The organism is Mesorhizobium sp. (genome assembly GCF_965229135.1).
Classification (GTDB): Bacteria; Pseudomonadota; Alphaproteobacteria; order Rhizobiales; family Rhizobiaceae; genus Mesorhizobium.
The window spans coordinates 2,949,203-2,965,530 of sequence record NZ_OZ245860.1; the positions used below are offsets into that span (position 1 = coordinate 2,949,203).

At 62.5% G+C, this 16,328-nt stretch carries 15 protein-coding genes; 7 read left to right on the forward strand and 8 right to left on the reverse strand.

Translation table 11 applies throughout. The annotated features are described in order from the left end of the window. The first annotated feature begins 28 nt into the window (after positions 1-28). From murJ to ACO07C_RS14020, 4 genes are all read left to right on the forward strand, one after another. A complete protein-coding gene (gene murJ / locus ACO07C_RS14005) occupies positions 29-1,627 on the forward strand; it encodes a murein biosynthesis integral membrane protein MurJ (RefSeq protein ID WP_421914753.1) in 1,599 nt (532 codons plus the stop codon). A gap of 140 nt (positions 1,628-1,767) precedes the next feature. Next, the gene (trpS, locus tag ACO07C_RS14010) at positions 1,768-2,835 is read left to right on the forward strand and encodes a tryptophan--tRNA ligase (protein WP_421914754.1); all 1,068 of its coding nucleotides are present in this window, start codon (positions 1,768-1,770) and stop codon (positions 2,833-2,835) included. Positions 2,836-2,939: 104 nt separating this feature from the next. Next, positions 2,940-3,431: a universal stress protein gene (locus ACO07C_RS14015; protein WP_421914755.1), complete on the forward strand. Its 492-nt coding sequence runs from the start codon at positions 2,940-2,942 to the stop codon at positions 3,429-3,431. A gap of 202 nt (positions 3,432-3,633) precedes the next feature. Continuing rightward, positions 3,634-4,203, forward strand: a complete 570-nt coding sequence (locus ACO07C_RS14020; RefSeq protein ID WP_013528064.1) for a NifU family protein — start codon at positions 3,634-3,636, stop codon at positions 4,201-4,203. Positions 4,204-4,385: 182 nt separating this feature from the next. Here ACO07C_RS14020 and ACO07C_RS14025 read toward each other — a convergent pair whose 3' ends face one another. Beyond that, complete coding sequence (locus ACO07C_RS14025; RefSeq protein ID WP_421914757.1) at positions 4,386-5,003, reverse strand: L,D-transpeptidase; 618 nt, start codon at positions 5,001-5,003, stop codon at positions 4,386-4,388. Positions 5,004-5,229: 226 nt separating this feature from the next. Here ACO07C_RS14025 and cueR point away from each other — a divergent pair, with 226 nt between their 5' ends. Together cueR and ACO07C_RS14035 are read left to right on the forward strand one after the other, a co-directional pair. Continuing rightward, entirely contained in the window at positions 5,230-5,652 is a 423-nt protein-coding gene (gene cueR / locus ACO07C_RS14030; RefSeq protein ID WP_421914758.1) for a Cu(I)-responsive transcriptional regulator, read from the forward strand. 1,227 nt (positions 5,653-6,879) lie between these two features. Next, positions 6,880-7,269, forward strand: a complete 390-nt coding sequence (locus ACO07C_RS14035) for a type II toxin-antitoxin system death-on-curing family toxin (protein ID WP_421914759.1) — start codon at positions 6,880-6,882, stop codon at positions 7,267-7,269. Between the two features lie 21 nt (positions 7,270-7,290). On the opposite strand, the gene ACO07C_RS14040 is transcribed toward ACO07C_RS14035, so the two are convergent. The 3 genes from ACO07C_RS14040 to ACO07C_RS14050 form a co-directional block, all read right to left on the reverse strand. Continuing rightward, positions 7,291-7,509 (reverse strand): hypothetical protein, encoded by a 219-nt coding sequence (locus tag ACO07C_RS14040; RefSeq protein WP_421914760.1) that lies wholly within the window; start codon positions 7,507-7,509, stop codon positions 7,291-7,293. Beyond that, positions 7,466-8,302 (reverse strand): hypothetical protein, encoded by an 837-nt coding sequence (locus ACO07C_RS14045; protein ID WP_421914761.1) that lies wholly within the window; start codon positions 8,300-8,302, stop codon positions 7,466-7,468. Before ACO07C_RS14045 ends, ACO07C_RS14040 begins: the two co-directional genes overlap by 44 nt. Positions 8,303-8,665: 363 nt before the next feature. Further along, positions 8,666-9,619: an IS1595 family transposase gene (locus tag ACO07C_RS14050; protein WP_421914762.1), complete on the reverse strand. Its 954-nt coding sequence runs from the start codon at positions 9,617-9,619 to the stop codon at positions 8,666-8,668. Between the two features lie 118 nt (positions 9,620-9,737). Here ACO07C_RS14050 and ACO07C_RS14055 point away from each other — a divergent pair, with 118 nt between their 5' ends. Further along, on the forward strand, positions 9,738-10,238 hold the full coding sequence (locus ACO07C_RS14055; RefSeq protein WP_421914763.1) for an MmcB family DNA repair protein: 501 nt from the start codon (positions 9,738-9,740) through the stop codon (positions 10,236-10,238). Between the two features lie 266 nt (positions 10,239-10,504). Here the strand turns inward: ACO07C_RS14055 and nhaA are convergent, their stop codons facing one another. The 4 genes from nhaA to hrpB form a co-directional block, all read right to left on the reverse strand. Further along, on the reverse strand, positions 10,505-11,701 hold the full coding sequence (nhaA, locus tag ACO07C_RS14060) for a Na+/H+ antiporter NhaA (protein WP_421914764.1): 1,197 nt from the start codon (positions 11,699-11,701) through the stop codon (positions 10,505-10,507). Positions 11,702-11,769: 68 nt separating this feature from the next. After that, positions 11,770-12,333, reverse strand: a complete 564-nt coding sequence (locus tag ACO07C_RS14065; RefSeq protein WP_421914765.1) for an ActR/PrrA/RegA family redox response regulator transcription factor — start codon at positions 12,331-12,333, stop codon at positions 11,770-11,772. A gap of 63 nt (positions 12,334-12,396) precedes the next feature. Continuing rightward, the gene (locus ACO07C_RS14070; protein ID WP_421914766.1) at positions 12,397-13,722 is read right to left on the reverse strand and encodes an ActS/PrrB/RegB family redox-sensitive histidine kinase; all 1,326 of its coding nucleotides are present in this window, start codon (positions 13,720-13,722) and stop codon (positions 12,397-12,399) included. A gap of 133 nt (positions 13,723-13,855) precedes the next feature. After that, on the reverse strand, positions 13,856-16,318 hold the full coding sequence (gene hrpB, locus ACO07C_RS14075; protein WP_421914767.1) for an ATP-dependent helicase HrpB: 2,463 nt from the start codon (positions 16,316-16,318) through the stop codon (positions 13,856-13,858). Between the last annotated feature and the right edge of the window lie 10 nt (positions 16,319-16,328).

The following is a 16,328-nucleotide window of genomic DNA, read 5'->3' on the forward strand; positions in this document are numbered from 1 at the left end:
CCCAATATCGCAGGCAGTTTCCAGACCTATGAGCCTTGTCAGAAAATTCGCGACGGTCGCTTCCGGCACGTTGATGAGCCGGGCGCTTGGCTTCGGCCGCGAGATGCTGATGGCGGCCGCGCTCGGCACCGGGCCGATCGCCGATGCCTTCAACGCCGCCTTCCAGTTTCCCAACACCTTTCGCCGGCTCTTCGCCGAGGGTGCTTTCAACGCCGCCTTCGTGCCGCTCTTCGCCAAGGAGATCGAGACGCACGGCACCGATGGCGCCAAGCGCTTTTCGGAGGAAGTGTTCGGCGTGCTGTTTTCGGCTCTACTGGTGCTGACCATCGCCATGGAACTGGCGATGCCGCTGATCGTGCGCTACCTGGTGGCGCCGGGCTTTGCCGAAACGCCGGGAAAATTCGAGACGACCGTCCTTCTTGCGACGATCATGTTCCCCTACCTGATCTGCATGTCGCTCGCGGCGATGATGGCGGGCATGCTGAATTCGTTGCGGCGCTATTTCGCGGCCGCCATCGCACCCGCCTTCCTGAACATCATCCTGATCGGTGTGCTCGCCTACGCATGGTACCATGGCCTGGACGCGCATGACGTCGGGTTCGGCCTGTCCTGGGGCGTGCTGGCGGCGGGCATCGTGCAACTCGCCATCGTCTGGGTGGCGGTGCGCAATGCCGGCATCGCGATCGGTTTTCGCCGGCCCAAGCTGACGCCCAACGTCAAGCGGCTCCTGATCCTGGCGCTGCCGGCCGCGATCACCGGCGGCATAACGCAGATCAACCAGCTGATCGGCACGGCGATCGCATCGGCCCAAAACAGCGCTGTCTCCTCGCTTGCCTATGCCGATCGCGTCTACCAGCTGCCGCTCGGCGTCGTCGGCGTCGCCGTCGCCATCGTGCTTCTGCCCGAACTGTCGCGGGCGCTGAAGTCCGGCAACCTGATCGAAGCGGCCAACCTGCAGAACCGCTCGGTCGAGTTCACGCTCTTCCTGACGCTGCCCGCGGCGGTGGCACTTTGGGTGATGTCGGAGCCGATCGTGCGGCTGGTCTATGAGCGCGGCGCATTTGCCGCCAATCACTCGACGCCGACCGTGGCGGCGATCCTGGCTATCTTCGGCCTCGGTCTGCCCGCCTTCGTGCTGATCAAGGCGTTTACCCCTGGCTATTTCGCGCGCGAGGATACGCGCACGCCGATGATCTTTGCCGCCATCTCGGTGGCGGTGAACGTCGCCACGGCGCTGACGCTGTTTCCGTCGATGGGGGCGCCCGGCATCGCGGTGGCCTCGGCGGTGGCCGGCTGGGTGAATGCGGTGATGCTGCTCGCGACACTGATCCGGCGCGGTCACTGGGGCCGCGACGTGCCCTTGCTGAAACGCATCCCGCGCCTCGTACTGTCGGCGATCGTGATGGGCGTGGCGCTCTATTTCGCCGAACACTGGCTTGCCGCCCAGATCGGCCCCGGTTCGCCGCTGCTGGTCAAGGCGACGACAGTGCTGGCCCTGGTAGCCGGCGGAGCACTGCTCTACTTCGTCACCGCCTTCGCCACCGGCGGCGCGGATTTCGGCATGATCCGGCGCAACGCGACGCGCAAGGGCTCCCCGTCAGTCAAGGGGCCGTCTCCAAATCCGTGAAGCCTAGCCGTAGCGGCCTGAAGCAATGGCTTCGCGGTTGTCCAGCCTCTTGATCCGCTTTTCACTCTCGTCCATAAGCGCGCCGTCGAAAGACTTTCGCCGCGTGCGAAACGGCCCTCCACAAGCCAAGAGGAACAGCCATGTCCGCCTTCAAGCCACTCGTCTTCTCCGGCGTCCAGCCGACCGGCAATCTGCATCTCGGCAACTATCTCGGCGCCATCAAGAAATTCGTCGCCCTGCAAGACACCTCCGACTGCATCTATTGCGTCGTCGACCTGCATTCGCTGACCGCCCAACTCGTGCATGAAGACCTCGCCGACCAGACGCGGTCCATCACCGCGGCGTTCCTGGCGTCCGGCATCGACGCGAAGAAACATATCGTCTTCAACCAGTCGCGGGTCATGCAGCACGCCGAACTCGCCTGGATCTTCAATTGCGTGGCGCGTATCGGCTGGATGAACCGCATGACGCAGTTCAAGGACAAGGCCGGCAAGGACCGCGAGAACGCCTCGCTCGGCCTGCTTGCCTATCCCAGCCTGATGGCGGCCGACATCCTGCTCTACCGCGCCACCCATGTGCCGGTGGGCGAAGACCAGAAGCAGCACCTGGAACTGACGCGCGACATCGCCCAGAAGTTCAACAACGACTTCTCGGACCGTATCGCCCGCCTGGGCGTAGGTGTCGAGATGCAGGTCGGTGAAGAGACGGTGCATGGCTATTTCCCGCTGACCGAGCCTGTCATCGGCGGACCGGCGGCGCGCATCATGTCGCTGCGTGACGGCTCCAAGAAGATGTCGAAGTCGGACCCGTCGGACCTGTCGCGCATCAACCTGACCGATGACGCCGATGCCATCTCCAAGAAGATCCGCAAGGCCAAGACCGATCCGGAAGCCTTGCCGAGCGAGTTGGACGGCCTGGCGACACGGCCCGAGGCGGAAAACCTGGTCGGCATCTACGCGGGTCTCGCCGAGATCTCCAAAGAGGCCGTGCTGAAGGAGTTCGCCGGCCAGCAGTTTTCCGTGTTCAAGCCGGCGCTGGCCGACCTTGCGGTGGAAAAGCTGGCGCCCATCGCCAGCGAAATGCGCCGCATTTCCGATGACCGCGCCTATGTCGACGCGGTGCTGAAGGACGGTGGCGATCGCGCCCGCGTTCTGGCCGAAGCGACGATGAAGACGGTTCGCGACATCATCGGCCTGTTGCAGGACTGAGCCACGTCGACAGTGCGTTGCACCATGATCGCCCGGAACCGGCGGCTTGCCGCCGGTTCGCCGCGGTGGCAGATTGCGCGCGAAAAGATATCGAGTAGATAGACATGGTCTCCAAACGCCTCAGTCGCGAAGCCGGTCATCGCCGCAAGTTCCTGGCGATCATCGATGACACGCCGGAATGCGAGCGCGCCGTCGCCTATGCTTCGAAGCGGGCGCAGAGCACCAGCGGCACGCTCGTGCTGCTCTATGTCATCGAACCTGATGATTTCCAGCATTGGCTGGGCGTCGAGAAGATCATGCGCGAGGAGGCTACCGCCACGGCGCGCGGCACGCTCGACCGGTACGCCAACAAGGTGCGCCAGAAGCTCGGCATCGAGCCGGAAGTGGTGGTGCGAGAAGGCAAGCCGACGGAGGAAATCCACAAGCTGATCGAGGAAGACCAGGATATCGCGATCCTGGTGCTGGCGGCAGGCGCCGGCAAGGAGGGACCCGGACCGCTGGTCGGCGCGGTGGCAGGCAAGGGCGCCGCCTTCCCCATTCCGGTCACCGTCGTTCCGCAGAATCTTTCCGACGAAGAGATCGACAGCCTGGCGTGAGGTGATTGATGTGCAGGTGACGCCGGCAGGCGAATGCTTGGCCTGATCCGAAGCCCAAGACGCCTCCAGGCGAGCGGCAGGAGCCGCAAAAACATTCCGCCAGCCAGCCATTCCAGCGACGCGTTTCGCTTGAATGTCCAGCCGATAGAGCCTATTTAGAACTATTCCAAACTGATTGCCCGAAACGGGCATGGAGACAGCCATGTTCATCCAGACCGAATCGACGCCGAACCCGGCGACGCTGAAATTCCTGCCCGGCAAGGAAGTGCTTGTCGAAGGCACGGCGGATTTCCGCGACGCCGACAGCGCCGCCGTGGCATCGCCCCTGGCAGGCCGTCTGTTCGAGATCCCCGGCGTCACCGGCGTCTTCTTCGGCTATGATTTCATCACGGTGACCAAGGACGGCCCCGACTGGCAGCACCTGAAGCCGGCGATCCTGGGCGCCATCATGGAGCATTTCATGTCCGGCGCGCCGGTGATGGCCAAGGCCGGCCCTGCCGCCGAAACCAGCCAGACCGGCGAGTTCTACGACAAGGCCGACGAGGAGCTCGTCATCACCATCAAGGAACTGCTGGACACGCGGGTGCGCCCGGCCGTTGCGCAGGATGGCGGCGACATCACCTTCCGCGGCTTCGAGAACGGCACCGTTTTCCTGCACATGAAGGGCGCCTGCGCCGGCTGCCCGTCCTCGACGGCGACGCTGAAGCACGGCATCCAGAACCTGCTTCGGCATTTCGTGCCGGAAGTGCAGCAGGTCGAACAGGTTTCCTGATCGTCCGCCCCTCACCTAGCGACGGCACGAAATCACCACGGCGATAAAAACAAAAAACCGGGCCAAAGTGCCCGGTTTTCTGTTTGGGACGTCAGTTGTTGCCTAGACGGTCCGCGTATGAAAGCTACAAATTCCTAGTGTGATCACGATCTTTCCGACAGCCGGATTTCTCGGATCATGGCCTAAAGGACAATGACCTTGGCGCCGACTTCGGCGCGGTTGTACAGGTCGATAATATCCTGATTCATCAACCGGATGCAGCCCGACGACATCGCCTTGCCGATCGAGTTCCATTCCGGGCTGCCATGCAGGCGATAGCCCATGTCGCCGCCCTTGTTGAACAGGTACAAAGCGCGCGCGCCGAGCGGGTTCTTCAGCCCCGGATCCATGCCGTTGGCAAACTTGGCCAGTTCGGGCTGACGCTTGATCATCTCGCGCGGCGGCGTCCAGGTCGGCCACTCACGCTTCAGCGCGACATGCGCGGTGCCGTGCCATTCAAAGCCCTCGCGGCCGACGCCGATGCCGTAGCGAATGGCCCGGCCGTCACCCTCGACGAAGTAGAGGAACTTGTTCTGCGTATCGACGATGATCGTGCCAGGCTTTTCCTTGGTGTCATAGTCCACTTCCTGGCGATGGAATTGCCTCGGCACCTTCTCGATCGGGATGCGCGGCAGCTGGTAGCCAGCGTCGGTGACCGGACCATAATCGTTGGAGAACATCTGCGAGCCGATGGTGCTGCAACCGGCGATGGCAGTCGACAGGGCAAGAGCGGCGATGATTGCAAACGACTTCATGCGCATAAGGTGATCCGAGGCCCCGCCCAACGTCAGCGGCACGAGTCGGCCGCCTGTTCGTCGCCATTCATGCTGGCATTTGCTTTGCTTGCCAAGCGCGCGATGCCTATATGCGGGAATTGACGGGCTGGTAACCTTACCACTATGGCATTTCGGCAACATGCCTCACAGGATTGTGAAGGAAATTCAATGAGGGCGACACAGAACGGTTACCTGGAATCAGGGAATGGCCATGAACGTCGGTGATGCAGCGCAACGGTCCGGCCTGCCGGCCAAGACCATCCGCTACTATGAGGAGATCGGCCTGATCCGGCCCCAGCGCGCCAGCAATGGCTACCGCGATTACTCGGGCGAAGACATCCACCGGTTGGCCTTCCTGCGCCGCGCGCGCAACCTGGGCTTTTCCATCGAGGACTGCCGCCAGTTGATGGCGCTCTACCAGGATCGCGGCCGCGCCAGCCAGGACGTACGCGACATCGCCGCCGCGCATGTCACCGCCATCGAGGAAAAGGTGCGCGAGTTGCAGTCCATGCGCGCGACCCTGCAGAAGCTGATCCACGCCTGCCACGGCGATGACCGGCCGGACTGCCCGATACTCGACGACATGGCGGGAGTTGCGATGTCCGACGTCAAGGTTGCTTCGCCCTTGGCGTAGGGCTTGGCAAGCACGAGGGTTGTCAAACAGGCAATCGCCCTACGGCTGGATAGCGCCATCTGGACTCCAACTGGCGGGAGTTGCATCCTCCGAAAGCGCAGGCGTCAGCAGAGGACTGACAACAACGGGGCAATGATGAGCGAGAACGACGACCTTATTATTTATCCCGTACCCAGCCTTGTCGCGACCCTTCTTAACCGGGAGCGAACAAAGGGTAGTCCTTTGACAGAGGAAGAGGTGATCCAAATCCGGGACACCTGTCCGGCGATCGCGATGCCTCGCGACGTTGCTCGAAAGGTGGATGAGTCGCGAGGCTACCTCGATATTGATTCCGAGAATTGTTGGGAAGAATGGCAGCGAGCTCGGTTGGAACTAGCTGAAGATTAAGGCATTTGCCGGGATTGGCAGTCTTGGTTTTGCAAACCATATAATCGCCACGACAAAGGCGATTATCTGGTTGACAAACCCAAAGGAGAATAGGAATATGTTCCTCGACAGGCCGGCACGACCAATCAAGACGGCATCCGAGATGGGAGGCAAAAAGTCTGCCTTCTGTACAGCCTCAGAGGCGGCTACTTTCGCGTCGACTGAATTCGCAGAAGGCCATCAAGCTTCCCCAAGATGGCTTCCAAATTATGGTCCATTGCGGAGAGTGCTATTGCGATGTGCTCTAGTGCTTCGGCAATTTTCTCGTCGGTCTTCATTGACCCGTCAAACTCGGGTGTCGGATTGAACGGACGAATGACGCCTTTCGGTCCAGATTTACGTATGCGATGCATTCTATGCCCTCCCTTAGCGAGGGACACAAAAGCACGAATTGGCCTCCTGCGCGAGCGCTACCCAGCCGCAGGGGAATGGCTACAGGCCCTGTAGCGTTACCTTTGAAGGTTATAAGTGGCAATTGGGTGTCATCGCTGGCCACCTTTCGACACGAAAAAGCGGCATTTACGAGTCAGATTCGTTTCGCGATGAGTCTTCTCGTGTTTACCAGGGATCGACTCGTTCATTGACATTTAACCAATGTGGGCTCATTTAATGGGAACAAGATCGGCCTAGACCGGTTTTAGAACTGTTAGAAAAGGAGGCACCTATGCGCTACGCAGTTTCTGCGCCCGTTATGCAGGCGCCTCAAACTCTTGAAGCTCGTCCTCAGAAGGACGTTGACGTTCGTACTCTAGCGATCGCCTCAATCAAGAAGTTTCCTAGGATCCTGGCTAAGCTCGCAGAGTGAGTGAGCCGATTTGGCTTAACAGCCAAGACATAATTGAAATCAACAAGCTAGTTGTCGCGGAGAAAGGGGAAAACCATGCCCTTGTGCTCCGCGACAATCTTGATGGCGCCGTAGCAAGAGCCCGGCAAGTCCACGCCTACGAATCTCAAGATATGCTCGATCTAGCTGTCGCGCTTATGGTCGCGGTCGCACGAGCCCATGTGTTCGAACAGGGGAATAAACGAACAGGCTTTATCGCTGCGGACGTTTTCCTAAAGGCAAACGGCTACCATCTTACCGAGGACTGGGATTACCTAGCTTCGCTGCTGATTGAAGTGGTTGAGCATCGCGCGCAAGAACACGATTTGATTGATGCGCTCGAAGTGTTCATCGAACCATTCACCTGATTTTCCAGAACGAGTGCGTGGTCACTTCTCGCGCTTCCGGCGCACCAGTTCCTTTATCTGCTCTTGCGTGAGTTTCGGCGCGTGGGCGACCTTGTTCACCACGGACTCAAAGGCGGCGTCGGACTGATCGGTTTTCAGTTCGCGCGCGGCTTCTCTAAACTTGTCGATCTGCGGCTGTGGCGGTTTCTCTGGCGTTTTACCCAAACACACCATCCCCTTCTTCGTCATCAGGATCGGCAAGGATCTCCTTGTCGAGTTCGAGCTTCTTAATCAGCCGCTCGATTTCCTTTTCACCGATGCGACCGCTGACAATCAAGCGGAAACTTGCCCCGCCCTTGGATAGCAGTCCCGTGGTTAGCTCACGCTCATTTTCCGTCATCTGAATACTCCGCTGCTTTACGAGCGGTCGAGAATCGCGCGTGGGCTCAACCTCTGTCATGGCAGCCGGTTCCTTAACCGGAGGTTCCACAACGGTATCATCCTCAGAGGCGATTTCGGCTCCGCCTTCAGTGAAGTTTTTATCAGAATCGCCGAGTCCTGCATAGGCAATAGTGCTGTCATAGACGTTCAAAAACAGTTTGGCCGCCGCATCCGTAAACCCATCTTTCAAAACAAGACGGTCCAAACAGATTGCGTCCAATGGGCGATCCGGACCCCATTCGGAAAAGTACTTGGCAATGACCCTTGGCTTCAGCGCTGCTCGCTTCAGCACCTCAGCCTTAATGCTGTCCTGCTGTGCCCGAAGATAAGTCCGCCCCTCTTCGGAAATCGAAGCTGTCAGATCGCTGGCCGAACCGGCATACTCAACCAAGCCGAAAGCCTTCAACGCCGCCAATGTCTGTTGCGCTTGGCTAGTCCAGCCCTTCATAGCCCATGCGCTTCCGGTATGCTTCGCTGGTGTGGGGTGCCGCCCAAACGTAGCCTCGAATTCCATCAGTCGCTTGATCGCCTGCTGAAGCGGTATGAATGGGAAAGAGGGGCTACGTTCCCGCTTCGCCTTTTGGGCTGCAACCGTTTCTGGGGCATCGCTCATGATACGTCTCCAATAAGAAGGTGTTTTCTTATTGGTTATGTATCATGATAGGAATTGACTGCGCAAGCGGCGCGAGTATTATCACCTCCAGAAAGGCGGTGAGAGATGCGAATCAGAAGAGTCCCCTAGCTGGTGTCACGGTCCACGGACACGGCGCGGGATAAACGAAGAGGCTTCGCAACCGGCAGGGTCACGAAGCCTCGAAGTGGGCCACCAAGTCGAAACTGGAAGCGGCGGTGAACATATCACCGCCGCTTTCGCTTGTGAATCCCTTTGATCTGTTCGCTGGGGCCGGAGGGTTGTCGATAGCGCCAGAGGCGCAACTCTAGCTGCGCCGGCTTTCGGAAGTGCGTCCGCCTCTCGTCAAGCAGGTCTTTGATACCGCAGGCGTTTGCCGGCAGCGCCCTTCAAGGCGATGAAAGCGCGGGTGCCGTCATCAACGCCGAGTGCGATGCGGTTCGAATAGCGAAAGTCGAATTCAGCGAGGTAACGGTGCAAATGGTGTTCGCCGCAATGCTGGTAAACGCCCTTCATGCCGCGCTTGAAGATCGAATAGAAGCCTTCCACGGTATTCGTGTGGACGGTCTTTTCGCCTTCGTAGCGGACATATTCGTCCGTCGAATGCGTGACGACATCGTGGAAGGCGAATTCCTGGCCAACGCGGCGTAACATGCCAGCCTCGTCAGTCATCAATGCGCCTTCCTTGGCGATGTTGGCGCGGACGATTGGCATGACGGTGCCAATGCGGGCGGTATCGACGTGGAAGGAACGAGCGCGACCACCACGTTCAACAAGCGTGACCACGGTGTTCTTGTGCGCGCCACCGCCAGACTTAACCGGAGTGTCCTTGAGGCGACCAATATAGGTTTCGTCAACTTCGACGGTCTTGCCGCTGCCGCCCATGAGAGCCAGTTCGCCAGACGCCATTGCGAGGCGAATGCGGTGGCAGAGGAACCATGCGGCCTCATAGGTGCATTCGAGTATGCGGTGCATCTGGTGGGCGCTAATGCCCTTCTTAGAGGCGCACATGAGGTGGATAGCCTGAAGCCACTTGGTCAGCGGCAAGTGGCTTTCCTCGAAAATAGATCCCATGCGAACCGTGAACTGCGAGCGGCAAGCGCTGCACTTGTACAGGCCATGACGCTCGACGCCGTGGGGGTTCTTCTTAGAGGGCTTGGTGCGAACGCCCTTCAAGGAATAGTGGCGGTCAACAGAGCCGCACTTGGCGCAGACCGGACCATTCGGCCACAGAATGCCCTCGACGTGCTCGAAAGCCTTCGCTTCGTCGTGGAACTCGGGGCGGGACAGAACGGACATGGCGAAAGTTCCTAAGTTGTTGGAATCTTTCTATCTCTTCGGTTTGGGTTTGTCAACCAGATAATCGCCACGACAAAGCAGGTTCAAACCGTGAACAGAATCTGGCATGGTGCCGACCATGCCAATCATCTCGCCGATTCTCCTCAACCCACTGATCGACGGTCGCCAGTCCGAACGCGCCATGCTGGTGCGGCGTGGCGTGCAGCGGCTGTTGATGGCCATGGGCGCGCATGTGCTGCCGGAATTGTCGCTGGCGACCGGCCGGCGCGCCGACCTCGTCGCGCTGACCCGCCAGGGCGACATCTGGATCATCGAGATCAAATCGTCGATCGAGGATTTCAGGGTCGACCGCAAATGGCCGGATTACCGGCTGCACTCCGACCGCTTCTTCTTCGCCACCCACCCCGGCGTGCCCGCGGAGATATTTCCCGAGGAATGTGGCTTCATCCTTTCCGACGGCTACGGCGCCGAGATCCTGCGTGACGCGCCGGAGCACCGCATGGCGGCGGCAACGCGCAAGGCGCTGATGCTGAGGATCGCAAGAGCGGGTGCGGCGCGATTGCTGGCGGCGGAACTGGCCGGTGTCTCGGTGCCGGCGCTGGAGGGTGAGAGCGAGTAGGGCTGCGAAATGTCAGAGCGGCGATCGGGCAGCTTTCCAATGTCAGTGCCGCCCCTCATCTGCCTGCCGGCATCTTCTCCCCGTATAGTGACGGGGAGAAGGACGCTCTCATCACCGATTTCGCCAATCGCATACGTTGCAAAAGGGCGCTAGCGTTGCGGTCAGCCCCCTTCTCCCCGTTTACGGGGAGAAGGTGCCGGCAGGCAGATGAGGGGCGGCGCGAACGTCGCCGAAATGCGCGCCTGCCTCCAAACCTCTGACCAATTCTACTCCCCGCCCTCCTCCATCCCACCCGCCGCCGGCGCCATCAGCAGCACGGCGGCACCCAGGAGCGCGGCAACGAAAGAACCGGCCAGGATGCCGACCTTGACCGCGTCCTGCAGCGCCACGTCGCTGGCGAAGGCCAGCAGGCCAATGAACAGGCTCATCGTGAAGCCGATGCCGCAAAGCAGCGAGACGCCCAGCATATGCAACCAGCCGGCATTGGCCGGCAGATCGGCGAAGCCGAGCCGGATGGCAAGCGCGGAGGAACCGAACACGCCGACCAGCTTGCCGACGACGAGGCCGGCGGCAACGCCCAGCGTCAGAGGTTCGACCAGGGCCGCCGCGCTCAGGCCGGCCAGCGACACGCCGGCATTGGCAAAGCCGAAGATGGGGATGACGACGAATGGCACGATCTTGTGCAGGCCATGCTCAAGCCGGTGCAGCGGCGAATGGTCTAGATCGTGGCCGGTGCCCGCGGAAACCTTCAGCGGTATGGTCAGCGCAAGCGCCACGCCGGCGAGCGTGGCGTGAACGCCCGACTTCAACACAAGGATCCAGAGGATGATGCCCAGCACGATATAGGGAAGCAGCGTCACCACGCGCATGCGGTTCAGCACGATCAGCACGGCGATGACCGCGAACGCGGCGCCGAGATAGGCGAGCGACAGGCCGCTCGTGTAGAATATGGCGATGATGATGACGGCGCCGAGGTCGTCGATGATGGCAAGCGCGGTGAGGAAGATCTTGAGCGATGCCGGCACGCGCTTGCCGAGCAGCGACAGCACGCCGAGCGCGAAGGCAATGTCGGTGGCGGTGGGGATAGCCCAGCCGGACAAGGCGGCCGCGTTGTTGCGGTTGATGGCGACATAGACGAGTGCGGGAACCAGCATGCCGCCGGCCGCGGCAATGCCGGGCAGGACGCGGCGCGGCCAGGTCGAAAGCTGGCCGTCCAGCATCTCGCGCTTGATCTCCAGGCCGACAAGGAGGAAGAACACGGCCATCAGCCCGTCATTGACCCAGTGCGACACGCTGAGCGGACCGGCATAGGCATGGAGGGCGGCGAAATAGGTTTCCGCCAGCGGCGAATTGGCAACGATCAGGGCAAGGGCGGCAGCCGCCATGAGGATGATGCCACCAGCCGCCTCGCCATCGAGAAACTCGCGGAAGATGGAGACCGGGCGCGGCTTCCTGTCCTGCATATCGCCTCCGTCATATCAAGCCGGTGTGGTCCGACGTCACTGTTTGGGATGGTGCGCGGACGACAGCGTCAGCGCGGCGCCCGCTTGGCGAGAATGCGCTGCAGCGTGCGGCGGTGCATGTTGAGCCGGCGCGCGGTCTCGGACACGTTGCGGTCGCACATTTCGTAGACGCGCTGGATGTGTTCCCAACGCACGCGGTCGGCCGACATCGGATTTTCCGGCGGCGCGGCGCGCTCGCCGCTCGTGCGGGTCAGGGCGCCAAAAATGTCGTCGGCATCCGCCGGCTTCGACAGATAGTCGACGGCGCCGAGTTTCACGGCCGTCACTGCCGTGGCGATGTTGCCATAGCCGGTCAGGATCACGGTGCGGGCATCCTCGCGCTTTTCGCGAATGGCGGCGACGACGTCGAGGCCATTGCCGTCACCGAGCCGCATGTCGACCACCGCGTAGGCCGGCGGGTTGGCGCGCGCCTTGGCAACCGCTTCCTCGACGCTCTCGGCTGTCTCGACCACGAAGCCCCTGGTTTCCATGGCCCGGGCGAGGCGTGTGAGGAATGGCTTGTCGTCGTCGACGATCAACAGCGAGGTGTCCTCGCCTTCAACCATCGCACCAATCGCTTCGTCGCCTGTCATCGTCTTGTCATTCCTGCTGCCCGAATTTTACGCAGATATCGCTCCGCAGCGCCATTGTCCAATTTACGCAGTGTCAAACATGTTGGCCGACGCCGATTCCGGATTGAGGAAGACACTGCGCGGCCACGATATCTGCACGACGGCGCCCTCGCCGAGCCCGCTCGAGTTGCGGAAATCGAGCGCCGCGCCCGAGCGCTCCAGCAGCGTCTTGGCAATGAAAAGGCCGAGGCCCAGGCCGCCGCCGGCTTCGGTGCCCTGGCGCGTCGACATGTAGGGCTCGCCGATGCGGTCGATGATCTCGGCCGGGAAGCCCGGCCCGTCGTCGATGATCGAGAACGTCACCTCGGCCTCATCCCAGTTCCAGCTTATCGTGACGCTTTTGCGGGCAAAGTCGACGGCATTCTCGACCAGATTGCCGAGGCCGTAGATGACGCCCGGATTGCGCCGGCCGACCGGCTCGGGCCCGGTGCGCTCGCCCGGCCGAAGCTTGATCGAAATGCCGAAGTCGCGATGCGGGGCGATGACCTCCTCGACCAGCGACGTCAGCGGCAATCGCGCCAGATGCGCCTCGCCCTCCGACGAGAGGCTCGTCAGGCGCTTGAGGATTTCACGGCAGCGCTCGCTCTGCGAGCGAAGCAGTTTCACGTCCTCGCCGTATTTCGGATCCTTGCCGAGCGCTTTCTCCATCTCCTTGGCGACAAGCGTGATGGTGGCGAGCGGCGTGCCAAGCTCATGCGCGGCCGCGGCCGCCAGCCCGTCCAGTGCCGAGAGGTGCTGCTCGCGCTGCAGCACCAGTTCGGTGGCGGCCAGCGCATTGGCCAGAAGCCGCGCTTCCGCGGCCACCCGGAACGCGTACATCGCCGTGAAGGCGATCGAGGACAGCACCGCCATCCACATGCCGGCGACATAGATGAAGGGCATCTCCAGCGGCGCCCCCTCATACCAGGGCAACGGCAAATGCAGGAAGACCAGCAAGGTCGCCGCCGTCATCACAAGCGCGCCGAGGTTCGCTGTCAGGCGCAATGGCAGCGACGTCGCCGAGATCACCACGGGCACCGTCATCAGCAGCGAAAACGGATTGGTGAGGCCGCCGGTCATGTAGAGCAGGCCGGCAAGCTGCAGGCTGTCGAAGATCAGGATGCCGAAGGCAGCGAACGGGGTCAGCCGATGCGCGGCCGGAAAACGAAAGGCGAGAAACAGGTTCATCCATGCCGAACAGGCGATCAGCGCGAAGCAGAGGCTGACCGGCAGCGGAAATTTCAGGCCATAGGCAACGACAAGAACCGTTATGCTCTGGCCGACGATGGCAAGCCAGCGCAGCCTGATCAGCGTGTTGAGGCGCAGCCTCTGGCTTTGCTGGAAGTCGGGTGCTCTGGCGATATTGATCATGGTCAAGGATTACAGGCGCTGAGCCGCAAGCGCCAGAGCCTGTTCCATGCCGACAGGAACCGGGATGGGTCTCTATCTGCTTGTTCGAGCGTCATCTTTTCCGAAAAGCGGGTTCCACTTTTCGGGATCATGCTCAGGTCCCGCGCGGCTTTGCGCGGCTGGTGGCGGCGGCAAGCAGCGGATTTTCCGGCCAGACATGCTTGGGATAGCGGCCACGCATGTCGGCGCGCACATCCGCCCAGGATCCCCGCCAGAAGCCGGGGAGGTCCCGCGTCGTCTGGATGGGGCGGTGCGCCGGCGACAGCAGTTCGAGGGTCAGCGGCACGGATCCGCCGGCGATCGAGGGATGGCGATCGAGGCCAAACAGTTCCTGCACCCGGACCGCCAGGACCGGCCATTCGCCATCATAGCGAATGGGAACGCGGCTACCGGAGGGCGCGTCGAAATGGGTGGGTGCCAGGGCTTCTATCCGGCGCTGGAGGTCGTGCGGCACCAGGGATATCAACCCCGACGAGAGCGCGCCCGCGTCGATGGCATTGAGCGACGACGCGCCGGAAAGGAACGGCGGCAGCCAGTCGTCGAGACGTTCCATGAGCGCCGCATCGGACACATCAGGCCAGGGCGCGCCAAGGCCGCGATGCAGCCAGGACAGGCGCTGGCGAAGCGTTTCGGCTTCCTTGCTCCAAGGCAGCAGCGAAAGCCCATGCTCACGCAAGGCATCGAGGATCGCCCGGTCGGCGTCGGCGCCGGTTGGCGGCGGCAGCATGCGTTCGGAAATGACAATGGCGCCAAGACGCACCGTCTCGCGCACGCGCACCGCGCGCCTGTCGCGATCGAAGCTGGTTTCGCGGCGGGTGTCGATCCTGTCGGCCAGCGCGGCGCGGATGTCGGCCTCATCAATCGGCGCCGCCGCCGCGATACGCGCATTCTGCGCCTTGCCCTGCAGGTCGGCGACGACGAGCCAAGCCTCGCCCGCCAGCGGATCGGCGACATCGAGCATGGCGCCGGAGCCATTGGCCAGCACGAAACGGCCGCGCTCGCCACGCGCCTTGGCGACGCGATCGGGCCATGCATGGATGAGCAGCGAGCCGCTGGATGCTGGCTCGCCGTCCGTGCCGCCGCCAGCCTGTTTCGCCAGCCTCTCCGCAAGCTGCCGCGCGGCGGTGGCGCGCGGCGATCTTTCCGAGCGGAACCGCATCAGCCGCCGCTCGAGATCGGCGCCGTCGCCGCCAAGGCCGCGTTCGGTCAACAGCACGGCAAGCATCGCCGCCTCATGGGCATGCCCGCTCCTGGCTGCCTCCGCGACCATGTGCGCCAGCCGAACCGGCAAGGCCAACTTGCGCATCGAAGCGCCCGCTTCCGTCAGCCGCCCCGCCTCGTCAATGGCGTCCAGCGCGCGCAACAATACTCTCGCCTCATTCAGCGCCGGGACCGGCGGCGGATCGAGGAAGGCAAGGCTGGTCGGGTCGGCGACACCGAAGGCCGCGCAATCGAGCATCAAGCCGGACAGGTCGGCTTCGAGGATTTCCGGCGGCGTAAAGGCGGGAAGTGCGGCGGTCTGCTCGGCACGCCACAGCCGGATGGCGACGCCCGGCTGCGTTCGCCCGGCGCGGCCGGCCCGCTGGTCGGCCGAGGCCTTGCTGACGCGCACTGTCTCCAGCCGCGTCAAGCCGCTGGCCGGTTCGTAGCGCGGCAAGCGCGACAGGCCGGAATCAACGATGACGCGCACCCCGTCGATGGTGATCGACGTCTCGGCGATCGATGTCGCCAGCACCACCTTGCGGCGGCCGGATGGCGACGGCTTGATCGCCGCGTCCTGCGCCTTGCCGTCGAGCATGCCGTAGAGCGGCACGATATCGGTGTCGCCGCCGAGCTTGCCGGCCAGCCGCTCAGTGGTGCGCTCGATCTCGCGCTGACCAGGCAGGAAGGCGAGCACGCTGCCGCTCTCGTCGGCAAGGGCCGAGCGGATCGCCTTGGCCATGGCGTCCTCGACAGCAATGCCGGCAGGCCTCTCGTCGTAACGAATGTCGACGGGGAAGGCGCGGCCTTCGCTCTCGATCACCGGCGCTCCCGACAGCAGTTTCGCGACACGCGCGCCGTCGAGCGTCGCCGACATCACGACCAAGCGCAGGTCCGGACGCAGCGCGCCCTGCACGTCGACAGCCAGAGCGAGGCCGAAATCGCCGTCGAGCGAGCGCTCATGGAATTCGTCGAAGATCACGGCCGAAACGCCCGGCAATTCCGGATCATCGAGGATCATGCGCGCCAGGACGCCTTCGGTGACGACCAATATCCTGGTCTTGGCCGAGGTGCGGTTTTCCATGCGCATGGCATAGCCGACGGTGGCGCCGGGCTCCTCGCCGAGCAGTTCGGCCATGCGGCGGGCGGCGGCGCGGGCGGCGAGCCGGCGCGGTTCGAGCAGCACGATCTTGCCGGCGCCAAGCCAGGGCGCATCGAGCAGCGCCAGCGGCACCAGCGTGGTCTTGCCGGCGCCCGGCGGCGCCACCAGCACGGCGCTGTTGCCTTGGCCAAGCGCATCACGCAGCGCCGGCAGGACGGCGGATACCGGAAGCTCCGGCAAGGGTTTTGTCGTCATCGATCCAGGA

Excerpts from the sequence above, each read along its gene's own strand:
- ACO07C_RS14050 (WP_421914762.1), bottom strand. The coding sequence starts at position 9,619 with ATGTCCGTTCTGTCCCGCCCCGAGTTCCACGACGAAGCGAAGGCTTTC.
- ACO07C_RS14020 (WP_013528064.1), top strand. The coding sequence starts at position 3,634 with ATGTTCATCCAGACCGAATCGACGCCGAACCCGGCGACGCTGAAATTC.
- ACO07C_RS14045 (WP_421914761.1), bottom strand. The coding sequence starts at position 8,302 with ATGAGCGATGCCCCAGAAACGGTTGCAGCCCAAAAGGCGAAGCGGGAA.
- ACO07C_RS14055 (WP_421914763.1), top strand. The coding sequence starts at position 9,738 with ATGCCAATCATCTCGCCGATTCTCCTCAACCCACTGATCGACGGTCGC.
- hrpB (WP_421914767.1), bottom strand. The coding sequence starts at position 16,318 with ATGACGACAAAACCCTTGCCGGAGCTTCCGGTATCCGCCGTCCTGCCG.
- cueR (WP_421914758.1), top strand. The coding sequence starts at position 5,230 with ATGAACGTCGGTGATGCAGCGCAACGGTCCGGCCTGCCGGCCAAGACC.
- ACO07C_RS14015 (WP_421914755.1), top strand. The coding sequence starts at position 2,940 with ATGGTCTCCAAACGCCTCAGTCGCGAAGCCGGTCATCGCCGCAAGTTC.
- trpS (WP_421914754.1), top strand. The coding sequence starts at position 1,768 with ATGTCCGCCTTCAAGCCACTCGTCTTCTCCGGCGTCCAGCCGACCGGC.
- nhaA (WP_421914764.1), bottom strand. The coding sequence starts at position 11,701 with ATGCAGGACAGGAAGCCGCGCCCGGTCTCCATCTTCCGCGAGTTTCTC.
- murJ (WP_421914753.1), top strand. The coding sequence starts at position 29 with ATGAGCCTTGTCAGAAAATTCGCGACGGTCGCTTCCGGCACGTTGATG.
- ACO07C_RS14065 (WP_421914765.1), bottom strand. The coding sequence starts at position 12,333 with ATGACAGGCGACGAAGCGATTGGTGCGATGGTTGAAGGCGAGGACACC.
- ACO07C_RS14025 (WP_421914757.1), bottom strand. The coding sequence starts at position 5,003 with ATGCGCATGAAGTCGTTTGCAATCATCGCCGCTCTTGCCCTGTCGACT.
- ACO07C_RS14070 (WP_421914766.1), bottom strand. The coding sequence starts at position 13,722 with ATGATCAATATCGCCAGAGCACCCGACTTCCAGCAAAGCCAGAGGCTG.